The sequence below is a fragment of the Enterococcus sp. AZ063 genome (assembly GCF_051715045.1).
Classification (GTDB): Bacteria; Bacillota; Bacilli; order Lactobacillales; family Enterococcaceae; genus Enterococcus_D; species Enterococcus_D casseliflavus.
In genome coordinates this window covers 2,330,495-2,347,850 of sequence record NZ_JBIOTA010000001.1, presented here as the reverse complement: position 1 = coordinate 2,347,850, position 17,356 = coordinate 2,330,495, and the positions used below count along the sequence as shown (strand labels likewise).

Below are 17,356 nucleotides of genomic sequence, written 5' to 3'. Positions count from 1 at the left end.
ATGAGTATCAGACGAAGAAATGGCGTAAAAGCACCAACTAGAAAAGTAACTTTATTGGATTTTCTGATGGGTGTTCTGCTGCTGCTAGGGGTTTTGATCATCAGTTATCCTTTTGTAAGTAATCAGCTCAACACATTTTTGGATCAACAGTTGATCAGTTTCTACCAAAGCCAAGCCAAAAAAATGAGTGAAATAGAAAAACAACAAAAAAGGAACCAGTTGGAACGAGCAAATCAAGAGCTGGCCCAGCAGCCCAGCAATCCTGGAATCAAAGAAACGCAAGATTTATCAGAAACAAGGGACTCAGAATCAGTTGATACACCTGATTACTATGAACGACATACGATCGGCGTTTTAAAGATCCCGGTGATTGGTGTCGTTCTCCCGATTTTTGATCAAACCACCGATACGCTGTTAAAAAGAGGCGCAACATTATTGGAGGGCGCTTCGTATCCAATTGGTGGTGAAGATACCCATGCCGTTCTGTGCGGGCACCGTGGGTTAACGAGTGCAACGCTCTTTACGGATCTGCCTAAGCTGCAGATCGGTGATGAGTTTTATATCGAAACGTTTGATGATACATTGGCGTATCAAGTAGATCAGATAAAAACGGTCGACCCTGATGATACTCAGGCATTAAAAATTGTGAAAGGCAACGATTATGTCACGCTGTTGACCTGTACCCCCTATATGGTCAATAGCCATCGTTTATTGGTACGGGGCAAAAGAATTCCTTATGTTGAAGAAAAAGAAACAGCCGCCGCCAAAAAAGCACAGCAGCAAAAAGTAGGATTGATGCTAGGCGTGATCACTGTTCTTATCCTCCTCTTGTTGATTAGTAATAGGATTCAGCGGAAAAAACGTCTTCATTCGAATACTTCCATTGATGAAAAGTAAGGATCGTTTGTTTTTCTCACTAAGTAGAAGAAAATGACTTTTTAACCTAAGTCAGAATGAAACATGTCGTGTGAAATATGGTACAATAACTAAGATAAAAGATAGCAAAAAAGCAGTCAGACTATTGTGAGTGTGTTAGGAAAAACCAAAATAAAGCGGTAAGGATGCTTCATTCAACCACTTCCCCAAAATTAAAAGTCAAGGAGCGCTGAAACAAACGCGCTCGAAGCTTTTCCTATGCATCAGGTTGGAAAAAGAACCTTGATCCGCAAACAGTTCAGCTAGTTTGCTGCACTGATGGGTTTTTCAGACTCAAAAAAAGCAAGTAGCCTTCGTTCTTGTCACCTATAGACTACACGAATATAAAAACGACTGTCTTTTTTATCAATTCGAAGAAGTACCAAGGAGGAAAACGTTCAAATGACCATTCAATGGTTTCCAGGCCATATGGCGAAAGCCAGACGTGAAGTAAGTGAAAAATTAAAGTTCGTGGATATCGTTTTTGAACTCGTGGACGCACGCTTGCCGATTTCATCCCGCAATCCCATGTTAGATCAATTATTACAACAAAAACCACGATTGATCTTGATCAATAAAGCGGATCTCGCAGATCCCGTTCAAACCAAAAAATGGGAGCATTATTTCCAAGCACAAGGCTATCTAGCACTGGCAATCAACGCCCAAGACAATCAAGGGGTTAAAGCCATTGTTCCTACAGCAAAACAAGTCTTGAAGGAAAAAATTGCTCGCGACAAAGCGAGAGGCTTGAAGCCTCGTGCGATTCGAGCAATGGTGATTGGCATCCCGAATGTCGGAAAATCGACCTTGATGAACCGCTTAGTAGGGAAGAAAATCGCTCAGACGGGCAATAAACCCGGCGTGACGAAAGGGCAGCAATGGCTGCGTTTTGGGACTGATCTAGAGCTTCTAGATACGCCTGGGATCTTATGGCCAAAATTTGAAGATCCTGAGATCGGCAAGAAGCTAGCATTGACCGGAGCGATCAAAGACCAGCTGATCCATTTGGATGATATCGCATTGTATGGACTTGATTTTTTTGCCCGCTATTATCCTGAAAGAATCGCGAATCGTTACCAACTAAAAGCGGAAGAAGAGGCGTTGTTAGCGCCCGATCTGTTGATGAAAATCACGGAAAAACGTGGCTATAAAGACAATTACGATCGAGGAAGCGAACTCGTTGTCTTCGACATTCGGCAAGGGAAAATGGGCCGATATACACTAGATCGAGTGGAGGAAATGGAAAGCCAAGATGAAACAACCGATTAAGACAATCAAAGAGCGATTATTTGATCCAGCTTTCAATGACCAAGCGTATTTGCAGGCGCTGCAAGCAGATGAACGAGCGGGGGTCCAAAAGCTGCTGCAACAATACGAGAAGCAGCGAGTGAAACACCAGCTATTGCAGGAAAAATACGAAGAAATGATGCGTTTTGAAAACGAAGCATTTCAGCAAGGCGCCCGTTTTATTGCTGGTTTAGATGAAGTGGGGCGCGGACCATTAGCAGGACCCGTTGTGTCAGCTGCGGTCATCTTGCCTAAGGAATGTCAGATCTTAGGTCTAAATGATTCCAAACAGCTTTCTGCGAAGAAAAGAGAAGAGCTGTTTATCGAAATTCAAAACAAAGCCGTTGCTGTCGGTATCGGTGTGGTCAGTCCAGAAGAGATCGATCGGATCAATATCTATCAAGCCAGTCGTCTAGCAATGAAAGAAGCCTTGATCGACTTAGCAGTCAAGCCCGAATATTTACTGATCGATGCGATGACGATCGATACGGAAATCCCTCAACAAAGCTTGATCAAAGGAGATGCCCGTTCCATTTCCATTGCCGCAGCAAGTATCATCGCCAAGGTATATCGAGACAATTTAATGAAAGATTTTCATGAAGTCTATCCTTTTTATGGGTTTGATCAAAATGCTGGGTATGGAACCAGAGTCCATTTAGAAGGGCTAGCTGCCCATGGAATTTGTCCCATTCATCGAAAAACATTTGCGCCAGTAAAACAATATCTATAAATTTCATCCATCCCTCTTTTTTTAGCGAATCTTATAAGTAAGATTACTAAGAAAAGAGGGCTTTGTTTATGAAGTATCAACAAGCAACAGATTTTGAAAAACAGTTGATAAAACTGTACTACTGTCAGGGAATTGGTCTGCAAGGTTGTTGGAAGATCATTTGGCACTGGTTGGAAACAAAAGAGATGAATTGTTCGCTGGAAGAGATGATTGCCATCGGGGTCCTTCCACAGCACCGTGCGGTTTTTCGGCGATCATGGGAGCAATTGACGGACGAACACGTCGCACAAAAGATGGGCGCACAGAACTACCTCACCTTCTTTTCGGCGGAGTATCCGATGCTTTTAAGGCAAATTGCAGACCCACCATTGATGCTTTTTTATGAAGGGAATTTGCATTTGCTACAAACGACCATGATTGGGTTTGTTGGTGCAAGAACAGCTTCTCGCTACGCGCGTAAAGTTTGCGAAAAGCTGATCCCGCCTTTAGTGACAGAAAACTATACGATCGTCAGTGGATTAGCAAATGGCGTCGACAGCTTTGCCCATGAATCAGCCATCAGAAATCGTGGACAAACCATTGCCGTGATTGCTTCTGGGATGGACCATTGTTATCCGGCATCGTCCTACCGGTTGTTTGAGCAGATCCGTCAAGAACATCTGGTGCTAAGCGAATATCCGCACGATACCAAACCGCAAAGATACCACTTTCCGCTGCGCAATCGCATTATTGCGGGGATCTCAAAAGGGGTCTGCGTAATTGAAGCCAAGGAAAGAAGCGGTTCTTTGATTACGGCACAGTTAGCGATGGAAAATGGACGAGAAGTTTTTGCAGTGCCTGGTGAAATGATTTCGGATCAGTCAAAAGGTTGTCACCGCTTGATTCAAGATGGTGCAAAATGTACGATTAGCGTGTCGGATATTTTACAAGAGTTAGCCTTTTTTTGATTTTTCCAATCAACCTTCCTTGACAAACCTTTTCTTGAAAGCTATGATAAGCTACGATTTGTATGTTTCATCTGCATACGATAGGTTCACTGATTGATAGAATATATATAGTAGGAAAAATTCAGGAAGGAGCCATTCTTTATATGGCATATAAATATTTAGTAATCGTGGAATCGCCCGCAAAGGCGAAAACCATTGAAAAATACCTTGGACGAAATTACAAAGTCGTCGCAAGTGTCGGTCATATTCGTGATCTCCCTAAAAGTAAGATGGGGATCGATGTCGAAAATGATTATGAGCCTCATTACATTTCGATCCGTGGAAAAGGTGACGTGATCAAAAGTCTCCGTTCTGCTGCGAAAAAAGCTGAAAAAGTCTACCTCGCAAGTGACCCGGATAGAGAAGGAGAAGCTATTGCTTGGCATTTAGCTTTTCTACTTGGACTAGATTTAAAAGATAAAAATCGTGTCGTCTTTAATGAAATCACTAAAGATGCGGTCAAAGCAGCCTTCAAAGAGCCAAGAACGATCGATGTGGATCTCGTCGATGCTCAACAAGCACGGCGGATCTTAGACCGTTTAGTCGGGTATTCATTGAGTCCGATCCTTTGGCGCAAAGTCAAAAAAGGGTTAAGTGCTGGACGTGTTCAATCGGTGGCGCTTAAGATCATTATTGATCGTGAAAAAGAGATCCGTGATTTTGTTCCTGAAGAATATTGGAGCATTGATGGAAACTTTAAAAAAGCCACGAAGAAATTCAAAGCCAATTTTTGGGGCTTAGATGGCAAAAAGAAAAAATTACCGAATGCTGAAAGTATTAAAGAAGTCACCGATCGCCTTTCTGGTAAAGACTTTCAAGTGACAAAGGTTGAAAAGAAAGAACGCAAACGGAATCCATCTGCACCATTTACCACCAGTAGTTTGCAACAAGAAGCAGCCCGCAAACTGAATTTTCGAACACGGAAAACCATGATGGTCGCACAGCAGCTCTATGAAGGGATCGCCCTTGGCAAACAAGGGACTGTCGGTTTGATTACCTATATGCGTACCGACTCGACGCGAATCGCTGACACAGCCAAAGGGGAAGCAGCCGAATTTATCGAAAACACCTATGGTTCAGAGTTCTCCGCTCACGGTGGCAAAAAACGCGCCAATGCACAAGGGGCGCAGGATGCCCATGAAGCAGTAAGACCGACCAGTGTTTTGCGTACGCCAGAAGCCATGGAGAAATTCTTAGACAAAGACCAATTAAAATTGTATCGCTTGATCTGGTCTCGCTTTGTGGCTAGTCAAATGACGCCGGCGATTTTGGATACGATGAAAGTTACTTTGGATCAAAATGGTGTCATCTTTATTGCCAATGGTTCAAAGATCAAATTCAAAGGATTTATGCAGGTCTATGTGGAAGGTCGCGATGATGGCAAAGAAGACAAAGAGAACATCTTGCCAGAGTTAGTCGAAGGAGATGTCGTTCAATCCGTATCGATCGAACCGAAACAGCATTTCACCCAACCACCTGCTCGTTACAGCGAAGCAACGTTGATCAAAACCCTTGAGGAAAACGGTGTGGGTCGTCCTTCAACCTATGCACCGACGTTAGAAACCATTCAGCGGCGTTATTATGTGAAATTGACGCAAAAACGTTTTGAGCCAACGGAACTTGGTGAGATCGTCAATTCGTTGATCGAGGAATTCTTCCCGCAAATTGTTGATATGCATTTTACTGCTGAAATGGAAAATAGCTTGGATAGCATTGAAGCTGGGAAAGAAGAATGGGTCAAAGTTGTCGATCAGTTTTATCGCCCATTTGAAAAAGAATTGACGACTGCAGAAGAAAGTATCGAAAAAATTCAAATCAAAGATGAACCTGCAGGCTTTGATTGCGATCTTTGTGGTCATCCGATGGTGATCAAATTAGGCCGCTACGGAAAGTTTTATGCTTGCAGTAATTTCCCAGATTGCCGCAACACAAAACCAATCGTGAAAGAAATCGGCGTTGAGTGCCCTGTCTGTCATCAAGGGCAAGTCGTTGAACGCAAATCGAAGAAAAACCGGTTGTTTTATGGTTGTACCCGCTACCCTGAATGTGACTTTACTTCTTGGGACAAACCAGTGGGTCGTAATTGTCCGAAGTGTGATAATTATTTAGTCGAAAAGAAAGTCAAAGGTGGGAAACAAGTCGTTTGTATCAAAGGCGACTATGAAGAAAATGTGCAAAAATAACTAGCAGGATATCCTGTTAAAAAAGAATCGGCGTATTCTCTTGAACGGTCAGCCTCATCGTTGGCTGACAAAAGAAAGCGCCGGTCCTTTTGATTAATACAAGCTGTTTCTTATGAAAAGAGACGAGCTTTTGAACTAAAAGGAGAGCACTATGAAAGAAATCAATGTTATTGGTGCCGGTTTAGCCGGAAGCGAGGCTGCGTGGCAAGCAGCGCAAGCAGGTGTCGCAGTAAATCTTTATGAAATGCGTCCTAAGAAGTCGACAGAAGCCCATCACACAAATAATTTTGCCGAGCTTGTTTGTACCAATTCACTACGAGGCAACAATTTAACGAATGCGGTCGGTGTCTTGAAAGAAGAAATGCGTCGCTTGGATTCAGTGATTATCACTTCTGCAGACAAAACAGCGGTTCCAGCAGGTGGTGCCTTAGCTGTGGATCGCGATGATTTTTCAGAGTTGGTCACCAAACGTGTCAAGGAGCATCCTTTAGTTACAGTCATCGAAGAGGAGATCACTGAAATTCCAGAAGGCATCACTGTGATCGCAACAGGTCCATTGACTTCTGAACCGCTCTCAAAAGCGATCCAAGCGTTTAACGGATCTGAAGGATTTTATTTCTATGATGCCGCAGCTCCAATCGTTGACAAATCAACCATCAATATGGATAAAGTTTATTTGAAATCTCGTTACGATAAAGGTGAAGCAGCCTATCTGAACTGTCCGATGAATGAAGAGGAGTTTTATGCGTTTCGTGAGGCCTTGGTCAATGCAGAGGTGGCTCCTTTGAAAGAATTCGAAAAAGAAAAATTCTTTGAAGGGTGTATGCCGATCGAAGTCATGGCTGGTCGTGGTCCGAAAACCATGTTGTTTGGTCCGATGAAACCAGTTGGATTGGAAGATCCGAAAACCGGCAAGCGCCCTTACGCAGTGATTCAGCTGCGTCAAGACAATGCGGCGGCTTCTCTTTATAACATCGTTGGCTTTCAAACACATTTGAAATGGGGCGAACAAAAACGGGTTTTCCGGATGATCCCTGGATTGGAAGAGGCTGAATTTGTGCGCTATGGCGTGATGCATCGGAATAGTTTTATGAATTCACCTGAGCTTTTGCAACAAACCTATCAATCGAAAAAACGTGAGGACCTCTTTTTTGCTGGTCAAATGACAGGGGTCGAAGGGTATGTCGAAAGTGCAGCCAGCGGATTGATGGCCGGCATCAACGCTGCCAAACTTGCAAAAGGCGAAGCACCGATCATTATGCCACAAGAAACGACAATTGGTAGTATGGCGTATTATATCACCCATGCTGAAGGCAAACACTTCCAACCAATGAATGCAAACTTTGGGTTGTTACCAGAACTTCCAGAGCGAATCAGAGACAAGAAATCCCGTTATGAAGCATTGGCAAATCGAGCGTTAGCTGCGTTAGAAAAAGCCAAGGAACAACTATAAAAACGATGATCGAAAACTTTCTTACTGATAATTGGTAAGAAAGTTTTTTTTTAATTTGTCTTGAAACTTTAATCAAGGTGACTTATGATAGACAGTAACAATGACAGAAGGTGGTGAAGATGGTGATCGGAGATTGGATTCATTTGATTCAAAACTATTTACAGCGTTTTCCTACAGTGATCCAATTTTTAGGTTGGCTGATCCTCTTGGTCGGGGGCATTTTCGTTGTCTTTGTTGCATTTAGTTTGCTGTTGGGCCCCTTTATGTGGCTCTACAATCGCATCACAGACAAAAACCGCAGCAATGTCATTAGCCGCAATGAGTTTGTGATCGGCGAACTGACGGAAAAGATTGTCGGAGACACAATCGGCGAAGTCATGGAAATAGGGAGTCAAGGTGCACGTTCTGTTTATCCTGCTCGTTTTTTTCGGGAAGAAGATCGTGAAAACAATGTTCGATTGCCAGTCGGCACCAAAGTCATCATTGTCGATTTTGATAAAAAAGGGATCGCGTTGGTGGTTGAAAGTAAAAATTTTATAGAATAGGAAGTGTTAGGTTATGGTGGATACAGGATCAGCAGTTGATTTTTTAAGTAATCCGATTTTATGGGGCGTTGTCCTCGTTGTTTTATTGATCGCTTTTTTGATGATACGCTATCGCATTGGGAAACCCGATGAAGCATTGATCGTTACGGGGTCGTTTTTAGGAAAAGAAGGCATCAAGATTTTGAAAAACAGTGGGACGTTTGTGATTCCTATTGTTCAAAAGGCACATAAATTAAGTTTACTGACCCACAAGTTAGAGATTGGGACACCAGAAGTTTATACAGAACAAGGCGTACCGATCAAAGCCAGTGCCACGGTATTAGTGAAAGTCGGCAACAGTACCGAGTCGATCAAGACAGCCGCTGAACAATACTTAGGCAAATCCACTGGTGAACTGGAAGATGAAGCGCAAGAAGTCTTAGAAGGTCACTTACGGGCAATTCTAGGAACGATGACGGTGGAAGCCATCTACAAAAATCGCGATGATTTTGCGGAACAAGTACAAGAAGTTGCCTCTACGGATTTGAAAAAAATGGGGCTGGAGATCGTATCATTTACGATCAAAGACGTTAGCGACAGCAATGGTTACCTGGATGCTTTAGGGCGTCCCCAGATTGCTGAAGTGAAGAAGAACGCTGAAGTAGCAGAATCCAATGCCTTAAGAGAAACGCGGATCAAGCAAGCTGAGAATGAGCAATTGGCACAGCATGAAGAGATCCGTCGCCAAACAGAAATCGCGGAAGCGACAAAAGATATGGCGTTGAAACAAGCGCAGTACAAACAAGAACGTGAAGTTGCGGATGCGAAAGCGGAGCAAATCGCGGTCGGTGAACAAATGAAAGTGCAATTGATCGAGCAAGAAAAAAATATTGAGATTCAAGAGAAACAAGCGGAATTGACAGAAAAAGAATTGAATGCAACTGTCCGTAAAAAAGCCGAAGCAGATAAATATGTCGTTGAACAAAACGCATTAGCAGACAAAGCCCGTGAAATCGCCCGAGCACAAGCCGAAGCGGAAAAAGTCAAATTGGCTGCACAAGCGGAAGCGGAACGAATTGAAAAATTAGGTAGTGCCGATGCGGAACGAATCGCAAAAGTCGGTCAAGCCGAAGCGGAAAGCCGTGAAAAGATGGCGATTGCTTTGACCAAACTGAACGAAGCTGGTATTTTGATGGAGTTCATCAAAGTGCTGCCTGAAATCGCAAAAGAAGTCAATGCGCCCCTTAGCAATATCGATAAAGTGGTCAGCTTTGGCGGCAACGATGGGCTTCAATCAATGGGGGAAGCTGGTTTAGCGCGAACCTTTGATACGATCAAAGAAACCACCGGATTAGACTTAGTGGCGTTGATCAATGACACGATGTCCACAAAACAAGGAAACAATGAGCTAGTTCAAGCTGTTTCAAAAAGCAATGGTTCGCCTCAGCCAACAACTGGTCCAATCGAATAAAAGCAAATAAGTGGAAACGTATCAGTCCCTCTTTCTTTTGAGGAGAGGGGCTGGTACGTTTTTCTGGCGCATTTAACGGATCTTTCTGAAGAATGATAAGAATCTTACGAAGATTCTTAGAAAGTTTTCACAATTATGTCTAAACTTTGAAATATTGATTAAATTCTGACAATTCATTTGTTTTTTTTTGTGGTCTATGCTAAAGTTATTTCGAATCATGAAAAGGGGGGTTACTTTGCAAACGGATCAATTACAAGAAGAGTTTTTTCGTTATCTTATTGTTGAAAGAGGGTATTCGGAAAAGACAAAAAAAGCGTATCAAGAAGATATGAGCGATTTTTTTCACTTCTTGAAAGAGTCTGGCAATGAAGACCCGTTAGCGGTGGAGTATCGTGATGTTCGTGTCTATTTGAGCTATTTGACGGAACGAGGGTATAGCCGTAATTCCATCAGTCGGAAAATGGCTAGCTTGCGTTCATTCTACCAATTTCTAACCAAGCATGAGATCGTCAAAGAGAATCCCTTCGCCTACATTCATTTAAAAAAGAAAAACGCTAAATTGCCGCGTTTTTTTTATGAAAAGGAAATGGATGCTCTTTTTCAAAGTGTGGCTGGTGATGAGCCATTACAACAGCGCAATCAAGCATTGTTAGAAGTCCTTTACGGTTCAGGTCTGCGGGTCAGCGAGTGTAGCAGTCTGACGCTGGGCGCGATCGATTGGGAAAGCGGCGTTTTGCTGATCCACGGAAAAGGCAACAAAGATCGCTATGTTCCTTTCGGCAGTTACGCACAAGCGGCAGTCAAGCGCTATCTTACCTCAGGACGCAAGCAGCTGATGGCAAAGCAGAACAAGGAACACGAGGTTCTCTTCGTGAATCATCTTGGTGATGGGATCACTGCAACTGGGATCGAGTATGTATTGAATCAAATCATCCGAAAAAGCAGTTTAGACAGTAAAATCCATCCTCATATGCTGCGGCATACGTTTGCGACCCATCTATTAAACAACGGCGCCGATATGCGGACCGTTCAAGAATTGTTGGGGCATGCCAATCTATCGACGACACAGATTTATGCGCATGTCACCAAAGACAGTTTACAAAAAAATTATCGCCAATTTCATCCACGTGCGTAAAATTGGTACAGGAGGAACGTAAATGAAGTCAGAATTTCATTCAACCACCATCTGTGCGGTTGAAAAAGATGGCAAGTTTGCCATGGCCGGTGACGGACAAGTAACGATGGGAGAACAGGTCGTTATGAAAGGAACCGCTCGGAAAGTCCGTCGAATTTACAACGGTGAAGTGATCGTTGGCTTTGCCGGTAGTGTGGCAGATGCCTTTACCTTGGAAGAAAAATTTGAAGGAAAACTAAATGAATACAACGGAAACTTGCAACGAGCTGCAGTAGAATTGGCACAAGAATGGCGGACGCAGCAATCGATGCAAAAATTAGAGGCGATGCTGATCGTCATGAATGACAAGGAGATGCTCTTAGTCTCAGGGACAGGTGAGGTCATTTCGCCAGATGAAGGGATTTTAGCTATCGGTTCAGGTGGAAACTATGCCTTGGCGGCAGCCCGTGCGATGAAACGTTATGGCGGTGAACTATCTGCCAAAGAAATCGCTGAAGGTGCCTTGAATATCGCAGCAGACATTTGTGTCTTTACAAATCACAATATCATTGTAGAAGAGTTTTAAAGAGGGATGACGATATGACAAACCAAAACAAATCACCACGAGAGATCGTGAAAGAATTAGATGAATACATCGTTGGACAAACCAATGCCAAAAAATCAGTGGCGGTTGCTTTAAGAAATCGTTACCGCCGTCTGCAATTAGATGAAAAAATGCAGCAAGATGTCACACCAAAAAATATTTTGATGATTGGACCAACGGGCGTTGGGAAAACGGAAATTGCGCGACGGCTAGCGAAAATCGTTGATGCGCCTTTTGTTAAGCTAGAAGCAACGAAATTCACAGAAGTCGGTTATGTCGGTCGAGACGTAGAATCGATGGTTCGTGACCTTGTAGAAAACGCGATCCAAATCGTGAAAAAAGAACAATATAAAAACGTGCGCATCCAAGCGGAGAAAAAAGCCAATCGTCGTTTAGTAAAAGTCTTAGTTCCCGGTATTAAAAAGGAACAGAAAAAGAACACCAATCCTTATGAACAAATGATGAATATGTTCAACGCCGCACAACAACCAGAAGAACCAAAAGAAGAATTGACAGATGAGATTCGCAGCAATCGCCAAGCGATTTTCGAACAATTAGAAAAAGGCCTTTTGGATAACCGAGAAGTGACGATCCAAGTCGATGAACCGAAAAATCAAGCGCCAATGATGAACAATGGCTTAGAACAAATGGGCATTGATTTGAATGAAACATTAGGTGCATTGAAACCGCAAAAGAAAATTGAACGCACAGTAACCGTGAAAGAAGCGCGGGAATTGTTAATTCAAGAAGAATCCTCCAAACTGGTCAACGACGCGGATATTCATAGCGAAGCATTACGTTTGGCGGAATCTAGCGGCATCATTTTTCTTGATGAAATCGACAAAGTATCTTCGAAATCACAGCAATCAGGAGAAGTTTCTCGTGAAGGGGTGCAAAGAGATATCTTGCCGATCGTTGAAGGCTCACAAGTCAATACGAAATATGGAACGTTACAAACCGACCATATTCTCTTTATCGCTTCAGGCGCATTCCATCTATCAAAACCAAGCGATTTAATCCCTGAGTTGCAAGGGCGTTTCCCGATCCGCGTGGAGCTGGATGACTTGACGAAGGAAGACTTTGTTAAAATTTTAACGGAACCAAACAATGCCTTAGTTAAACAATACGTTGCCTTGTTAGGAACCGAGAATGTCAAAGTGGTCTTTACGATGGAAGCCATCGAAAAAATTGCCGAAATCGCGTATCAAGTGAATCGCGATACCGACAATATCGGTGCCCGTCGTTTGCATACGATTCTAGAGAAACTACTTGAAGATCTATTGTTTGAAGCATCTGAGATGCAAATGGGTGAAATCACGATCACAGAAGCGTATGTGGAAGAAAAACTTGCGTCAATCGCAAAAGATGAAGACTTAAGCCGGTATATTTTATAAAGGGAGCGGACCAATGAAAACATTATTAGAAAAGACAAGACAAATCAACGAATTGTTGCAGCAAAAAAACACCTTTAATTTAGCTTCTGATTTGCCTTACGACAAAATGGCTGTCATTTTAGGAAACATTCTAGACAGTAATGCGTATATTATTAGCGTCGACGGCAGCGTGTTAGGTTTTGTTGAGAACCATGATGTCAATAATGAACGCATCAAAAAAATGTTTGTCGAAAAACAGTTTCCTAAAAATTATACAGATTTAGTCGATCACCTGACTTCCACAGAAGCCAATGTGCCGATCAGTGACGATATGACGGCTTTTCCTGTGGAAGGCCGAGAGCTGTATCCCAATGGTCTAACAACCATCGTACCAATCTACGGTGCAGGAGAACGCTTAGGGACGATCATTCTTTCCAGAATCGATACATCCTTTGATGATGATGATTTGGTATTAGCGGAATACAGTGCGACAGTTGTTGGTATGCAATTCTTGTACCAAAAATCCCGTAGTATCGAAGAAGATGTTCGCAGTACCACAGCTGTTCAAATGGCGATCAACACGCTTTCTTATAGTGAGCTAAAAGCTGTTCAAGCAATTTTTGAGGCATTAGAAGGAGACGAAGGTCGTTTGACCGCATCAAGTATCGCTGACCGTATCGGCATCACCCGTTCGGTTATCGTGAACGCTTTGCGTAAATTAGAGTCTGCCGGTATTATTGAATCCCGCTCTTTGGGGATGAAAGGCACCTATTTAAAAGTGCTTAACAGCCGCTTTAAAGAGGAATTGACGAAACATCAATATTAGGAGATGAGACCATGACAGTTACCATCACGGCCGGGCATCTGCAAGCAAAGGTTGCAGAAAAAGGGGCTGAGCTGCAAAGCTTAGTCGATACGAGCAATGACCTTGAATATATTTGGCAAGCTGATCCAAACCACTGGGGAAAGCATGCACCGATCTTATTTCCAATCGTTGGTGCGTTAAAAGAGGACACCTATCAACATGAGGGCAAGAGTTATCATTTGCCTCGCCATGGATTTGCCAGAGACATGTTATTTACTGTCGTTGAACAACGTACAGATTACGCTTTGTTTTTACTAGAAAGTTCGACTGAAACCAAAGCAAAGTATCCGTTTGATTTTCAGCTGTATGTCAGTTATGAATTAGGCGGTGATGGCTTAGTCGTCAAATACCAAGTGAAGAATAGCGGTCAAAAGGAACTCTATTTCTCCATTGGTGGACACCCTGCATTCAACGTCCCACTTGAAAAAGGGCTGACTTTTGAAGACTATTATCTTTCTTTTTCTCCAAAGAAATCACGGGTGAAATTGCCGTTAAAAGGCAACTATATTGATTATGAGCAACGCACACTCGGTCAAACGAATACGGATCTACGCTTGACCCATGACATGTTTGCAAATGATGCGTTAGTTTATGAAACGAAAGGATTACATTCCTACTCGATTCGCAGTGAAAAATCGCCTCATAGTGTCACGTTAAGCTACAATAATATGCCGTATGTCGGTTTTTGGTCCACATATCCAGTGAAATCGCCATTTCTATGTATTGAACCATGGTGCGGCATCGCAGATACGCTAGAAGCCTCCGGTGAGCTGTCAGAAAAACTGGGGATTCAAGCACTTCCACCTGAAGAATTATTTGAAACAAAGTATTCCATTACAGTTAAATAAACGTATGAAAAAAGAAGCTGGGAAAAGCGCAATGACTTTTCTCAGCTTCTGCTTATTTGTTCGTTTGACGTTTATTTAGTCCAAAGGGTACCCGACTTTCGGTCCCATCTTTGATGCGGGTAATGTTTTCACGATGGCGAATAAAGATAAAAATCGTTACGCCGATCGCAATGAAGGTCAGCAGCCAATTTTGCTCAGGCAAGATCGCAGGTGCGATAAAAGGCAAGACGATCGTCGATAAGGTGATCAAACACGCCGCGATCATACTGGTTAGGCTCACCATACTTGTCACATAAAGACAGATAACGAAAATCAATGAAGAATAAATGAAAAAGAGCGGATTGTATCCTAAGAGCATCCCAGCACTTGTCGCCACTGCTTTGCCGCCTTTAAATTTGGCAAAGATCGGGAAGGTATGACCTAAGATCGCACAGACCCCAAACCAGAGCGGATTGACAGTATGGAGACCAAAGATGACTGGCAAGCTGGTCGCCAAAGTTCCTTTTAAGATATCCATCAATAAAACAACGATGCCGGCTTTTTTTCCTAAGACGCGAAATGTATTGGTCGTTCCCGTATTGCCGCTGCCGAATTGGCGAATATCTTTTTTGAAAAACAGTTGGCCAATCCAAACACCAGAGGGGATCGAACCTAAAAGGTAAGCAACAATAAATAAAAGAATCGTATTCATAATAACCAACTTTCTTTGCAAGGCTAGGGCAATTTTAGCATGAAAACGCCTTTCCAACAATAAGAAAATCTTTCGCTGGTCAGACAAAGAAGAAAAACAGCTTTTCTCAGAGCTGTGAAACACAAACAAGCCATTTTGCGACTCTAGCTTGTGCAAACAAAGGAAAAAGGATAAGATAGTTTAGAAAAATGTTCGCTTGAAAAAAGCGTATTTTGTGTTAAGATTTTTTTTGCAGTCCTTTCAACATTAGAAAAGGACTGATCAAGATTAAAGGAGCGGTGGGTTTGGCAAAGAAAACCACAGAATATAATGATGCTTCCATTCAGGTCTTAGAGGGTCTGGAAGCAGTAAGAAAACGACCAGGAATGTATATCGGCTCGACCGATAGCCGCGGCTTGCACCACTTAGTGTATGAAATCGTCGATAATGCGGTTGATGAGGCACTCTCAGGATACGGCAATGAAATCGATGTTACGATCCATAAAGACAATAGTATCAGTGTTCGAGACAATGGTCGGGGAATGCCGGTCGGGACACATGCATCTGGAATCCCAACTGTTGAAGTGATCTTCACCGTGTTACATGCTGGCGGAAAGTTTGGCCAAGGCGGCTACAAAACTTCTGGCGGCCTTCATGGGGTTGGTGCCAGTGTTGTAAATGCCTTATCCAGCTGGCTAGAAGTGGTCATCGTTCGAGACGGTATCGAATACAAACAGAGCTTCAAAGACGGCGGGAAACCAGCAGGTACTTTGAAAAAAATCGGCAAAACCCGTAAACCAACGGGAACAACCGTTACGTTCAAACCAGACGATACAATCTTTTCTGCAACCAAATTCTCCTATGAGATTCTCGCTGAACGTTTGAGAGAATCAGCGTTCTTGTTGAAAGGGGTCAAAATCTCCCTGACGGACGAACGTGGGGAAGAACCGATTCATGAAGTCTTTTTATATGAGGAAGGCATCAAAGAATTTGTTGATTATTTAAATGAAGAAAAAGATACCTTGACCCAAGTGGTTTATTTTTCTGGCACGAAAGAAGCCATCGAAGTAGAGCTTGCCTTTCAATACAATGATGGGTATTCAGAAAACGTCTTGTCCTTTGTCAACAATGTACGTACCAAAGATGGCGGTACCCATGAAGTTGGGATGAAGACGTCAATGACCAAAGCCTTCAATGAGTATGCCCGCAAGGTCAATTTGTTGAAGGAAAAAGATAAGAACCTTGAAGGCAGTGATTTCCGTGAAGGGTTAGCGGCAGTTCTGTCGATCCGCGTGCCAGAAAATCTTTTGCAATTTGAAGGACAGACCAAAGGGAAATTAGGGACACCCTTAGCAAGAAATGCGGTAGACAATGTGATTGGTGAGCAGCTAGGCTATTATCTACAAGAAAACAGTGAAATGAGTCAAATGCTGGTTCGTAAAGCGATCAAGGCAAGAGAGGCCCGTGAAGCTGCCAGAAAGGCGAGAGAAGAAAGCCGTACTGGAAAGAAACGCAAAAAAGGCGAGTCACTGCTTTCTGGTAAATTAACACCTGCGCAATCTCGTAATCCTAAGAAAAATGAATTGTATTTGGTGGAGGGGGATTCTGCGGGTGGTTCAGCAAAGCAAGGACGAGACCGCAAGTTCCAAGCCATCTTGCCATTGCGAGGCAAAGTCATCAATACTGAAAAAGCCAAGATGCAGGATATTTTGAAAAATGAAGAAATCAATACGATGATCTATACTATCGGTGCCGGTGTTGGCCCAGAGTTTTCAATTGAAGACTGCAACTATGATAAAGTGATCATCATGACCGATGCGGATACCGATGGGGCGCACATCCAAGTGCTGCTTTTAACCTTTTTCTACCGGTATATGAAACCTTTGATCGAAGCGGGGAAAGTATACATTGCTTTGCCGCCTCTGTACAAAGTGTCAAAAGGGTTAGGGAAAAAAGCAGTAGTCGAATACGCTTGGACCGATGATGAACTAAGCAAACTGACCCAAAAAATCGGCAAAGGCTATCTCCTACAGCGCTACAAAGGGTTAGGAGAAATGAATGCCGACCAATTGTGGGAAACGACCATGGACCCAGAAACGCGGACACTGATTCGGGTACGGATCGATGATGCTGCCCAAGCAGAACGTCGCGTCACCACTTTGATGGGGGACAAGGTAGAACCTCGTCGGAAGTGGATCGAAAGTCATGTTCAATTTAGTTTAGAAGAAGATGGCAGTATTTTGGATAAAAAAGAAGATACGGTACCTGAATTAGTTGATGAAAAATTAATGGATACCGAACAAGCAGACAGCAAACAGTTAGTTAAGGAATAG

Annotated in this window: 15 protein-coding genes; 14 read left to right on the top strand and 1 reads right to left on the bottom strand. The window is 43.0% G+C overall.

Features of this window, described 5'->3' with window-relative positions; all coding sequences use genetic code 11:
* The 13 genes from IGK61_RS10805 (at window position 1) to IGK61_RS10745 (ending at window position 14,353) form a co-directional block, all read left to right on the top strand.
* A complete protein-coding gene (locus IGK61_RS10805) occupies window positions 1-897 on the top strand; it encodes a class C sortase (RefSeq protein ID WP_074535145.1) in 897 nt (298 codons plus the stop codon).
* Between the two features lie 420 nt (window positions 898-1,317).
* Window positions 1,318-2,184, top strand: coding sequence for a ribosome biogenesis GTPase YlqF (ylqF, locus tag IGK61_RS10800; protein WP_074535146.1), 867 nt, complete (start codon window positions 1,318-1,320; stop codon window positions 2,182-2,184).
* Window positions 2,168-2,932 (top strand): ribonuclease HII, encoded by a 765-nt coding sequence (locus IGK61_RS10795; protein WP_074535147.1) that lies wholly within the window; start codon window positions 2,168-2,170, stop codon window positions 2,930-2,932. Before ylqF ends, IGK61_RS10795 begins: the two co-directional genes overlap by 17 nt.
* Window positions 2,933-3,000: 68 nt before the next feature.
* The gene (dprA, locus tag IGK61_RS10790) at window positions 3,001-3,879 is read left to right on the top strand and encodes a DNA-processing protein DprA (protein ID WP_074535148.1); all 879 of its coding nucleotides are present in this window, start codon (window positions 3,001-3,003) and stop codon (window positions 3,877-3,879) included.
* 143 nt (window positions 3,880-4,022) lie between these two features.
* Window positions 4,023-6,101, top strand: a complete 2,079-nt coding sequence (topA, locus tag IGK61_RS10785; RefSeq protein ID WP_005229621.1) for a type I DNA topoisomerase — start codon at window positions 4,023-4,025, stop codon at window positions 6,099-6,101.
* A gap of 151 nt (window positions 6,102-6,252) precedes the next feature.
* Entirely contained in the window at window positions 6,253-7,554 is a 1,302-nt protein-coding gene (gene trmFO, locus IGK61_RS10780; RefSeq protein ID WP_005229622.1) for an FADH(2)-oxidizing methylenetetrahydrofolate--tRNA-(uracil(54)-C(5))-methyltransferase TrmFO, read from the top strand.
* A 119-nt stretch (window positions 7,555-7,673) separates the two neighbouring features.
* Window positions 7,674-8,099, top strand: coding sequence for a hypothetical protein (locus IGK61_RS10775; RefSeq protein ID WP_074535149.1), 426 nt, complete (start codon window positions 7,674-7,676; stop codon window positions 8,097-8,099).
* 13 nt (window positions 8,100-8,112) lie between these two features.
* Window positions 8,113-9,549, top strand: a complete 1,437-nt coding sequence (locus tag IGK61_RS10770) for a flotillin family protein (RefSeq protein ID WP_074535150.1) — start codon at window positions 8,113-8,115, stop codon at window positions 9,547-9,549.
* Window positions 9,550-9,745: 196 nt separating this feature from the next.
* Window positions 9,746-10,684, top strand: a complete 939-nt coding sequence (xerC, locus tag IGK61_RS10765; protein ID WP_081091721.1) for a tyrosine recombinase XerC — start codon at window positions 9,746-9,748, stop codon at window positions 10,682-10,684.
* Between the two features lie 22 nt (window positions 10,685-10,706).
* Window positions 10,707-11,249 carry an ATP-dependent protease subunit HslV gene (gene hslV / locus IGK61_RS10760; protein WP_005229630.1) on the top strand — a complete coding sequence of 181 codons (543 nt, stop codon included), beginning with the start codon at window positions 10,707-10,709 and terminating at the stop codon, window positions 11,247-11,249.
* Window positions 11,250-11,263: 14 nt separating this feature from the next.
* Window positions 11,264-12,661 carry an ATP-dependent protease ATPase subunit HslU gene (gene hslU, locus IGK61_RS10755; protein ID WP_010749393.1) on the top strand — a complete coding sequence of 466 codons (1,398 nt, stop codon included), beginning with the start codon at window positions 11,264-11,266 and terminating at the stop codon, window positions 12,659-12,661.
* Window positions 12,662-12,674: 13 nt separating this feature from the next.
* A complete protein-coding gene (gene codY / locus IGK61_RS10750; protein ID WP_005229632.1) occupies window positions 12,675-13,466 on the top strand; it encodes a GTP-sensing pleiotropic transcriptional regulator CodY in 792 nt (263 codons plus the stop codon).
* Window positions 13,467-13,477: 11 nt separating this feature from the next.
* Window positions 13,478-14,353, top strand: a complete 876-nt coding sequence (locus IGK61_RS10745; protein WP_074535151.1) for an aldose 1-epimerase family protein — start codon at window positions 13,478-13,480, stop codon at window positions 14,351-14,353.
* 52 nt (window positions 14,354-14,405) lie between these two features.
* On the opposite strand, the gene plsY is transcribed toward IGK61_RS10745, so the two are convergent.
* On the bottom strand, window positions 14,406-15,044 hold the full coding sequence (gene plsY, locus IGK61_RS10740) for a glycerol-3-phosphate 1-O-acyltransferase PlsY (protein ID WP_074535152.1): 639 nt from the start codon (window positions 15,042-15,044) through the stop codon (window positions 14,406-14,408).
* Between the two features lie 284 nt (window positions 15,045-15,328).
* Here plsY and parE point away from each other — a divergent pair, with 284 nt between their 5' ends.
* Window positions 15,329-17,356, top strand: a complete 2,028-nt coding sequence (gene parE, locus IGK61_RS10735; protein WP_074535153.1) for a DNA topoisomerase IV subunit B — start codon at window positions 15,329-15,331, stop codon at window positions 17,354-17,356.

Bases quoted from the DNA above. Each gene is read 5' to 3' on its own strand.
- IGK61_RS10805 (WP_074535145.1), top strand. From the start codon at position 1: ATGAGTATCAGACGAAGAAATGGCGTAAAAGCACCAACTAGAAAAGTA.
- ylqF (WP_074535146.1), top strand. From the start codon at position 1,318: ATGACCATTCAATGGTTTCCAGGCCATATGGCGAAAGCCAGACGTGAA.
- IGK61_RS10795 (WP_074535147.1), top strand. From the start codon at position 2,168: ATGAAACAACCGATTAAGACAATCAAAGAGCGATTATTTGATCCAGCT.
- dprA (WP_074535148.1), top strand. From the start codon at position 3,001: ATGAAGTATCAACAAGCAACAGATTTTGAAAAACAGTTGATAAAACTG.
- topA (WP_005229621.1), top strand. From the start codon at position 4,023: ATGGCATATAAATATTTAGTAATCGTGGAATCGCCCGCAAAGGCGAAA.
- trmFO (WP_005229622.1), top strand. From the start codon at position 6,253: ATGAAAGAAATCAATGTTATTGGTGCCGGTTTAGCCGGAAGCGAGGCT.
- IGK61_RS10775 (WP_074535149.1), top strand. From the start codon at position 7,674: ATGGTGATCGGAGATTGGATTCATTTGATTCAAAACTATTTACAGCGT.
- IGK61_RS10770 (WP_074535150.1), top strand. From the start codon at position 8,113: ATGGTGGATACAGGATCAGCAGTTGATTTTTTAAGTAATCCGATTTTA.
- xerC (WP_081091721.1), top strand. From the start codon at position 9,746: ATGCTAAAGTTATTTCGAATCATGAAAAGGGGGGTTACTTTGCAAACG.
- hslV (WP_005229630.1), top strand. From the start codon at position 10,707: ATGAAGTCAGAATTTCATTCAACCACCATCTGTGCGGTTGAAAAAGAT.
- hslU (WP_010749393.1), top strand. From the start codon at position 11,264: ATGACAAACCAAAACAAATCACCACGAGAGATCGTGAAAGAATTAGAT.
- codY (WP_005229632.1), top strand. From the start codon at position 12,675: ATGAAAACATTATTAGAAAAGACAAGACAAATCAACGAATTGTTGCAG.
- IGK61_RS10745 (WP_074535151.1), top strand. From the start codon at position 13,478: ATGACAGTTACCATCACGGCCGGGCATCTGCAAGCAAAGGTTGCAGAA.
- plsY (WP_074535152.1), bottom strand. From the start codon at position 15,044: ATGAATACGATTCTTTTATTTATTGTTGCTTACCTTTTAGGTTCGATC.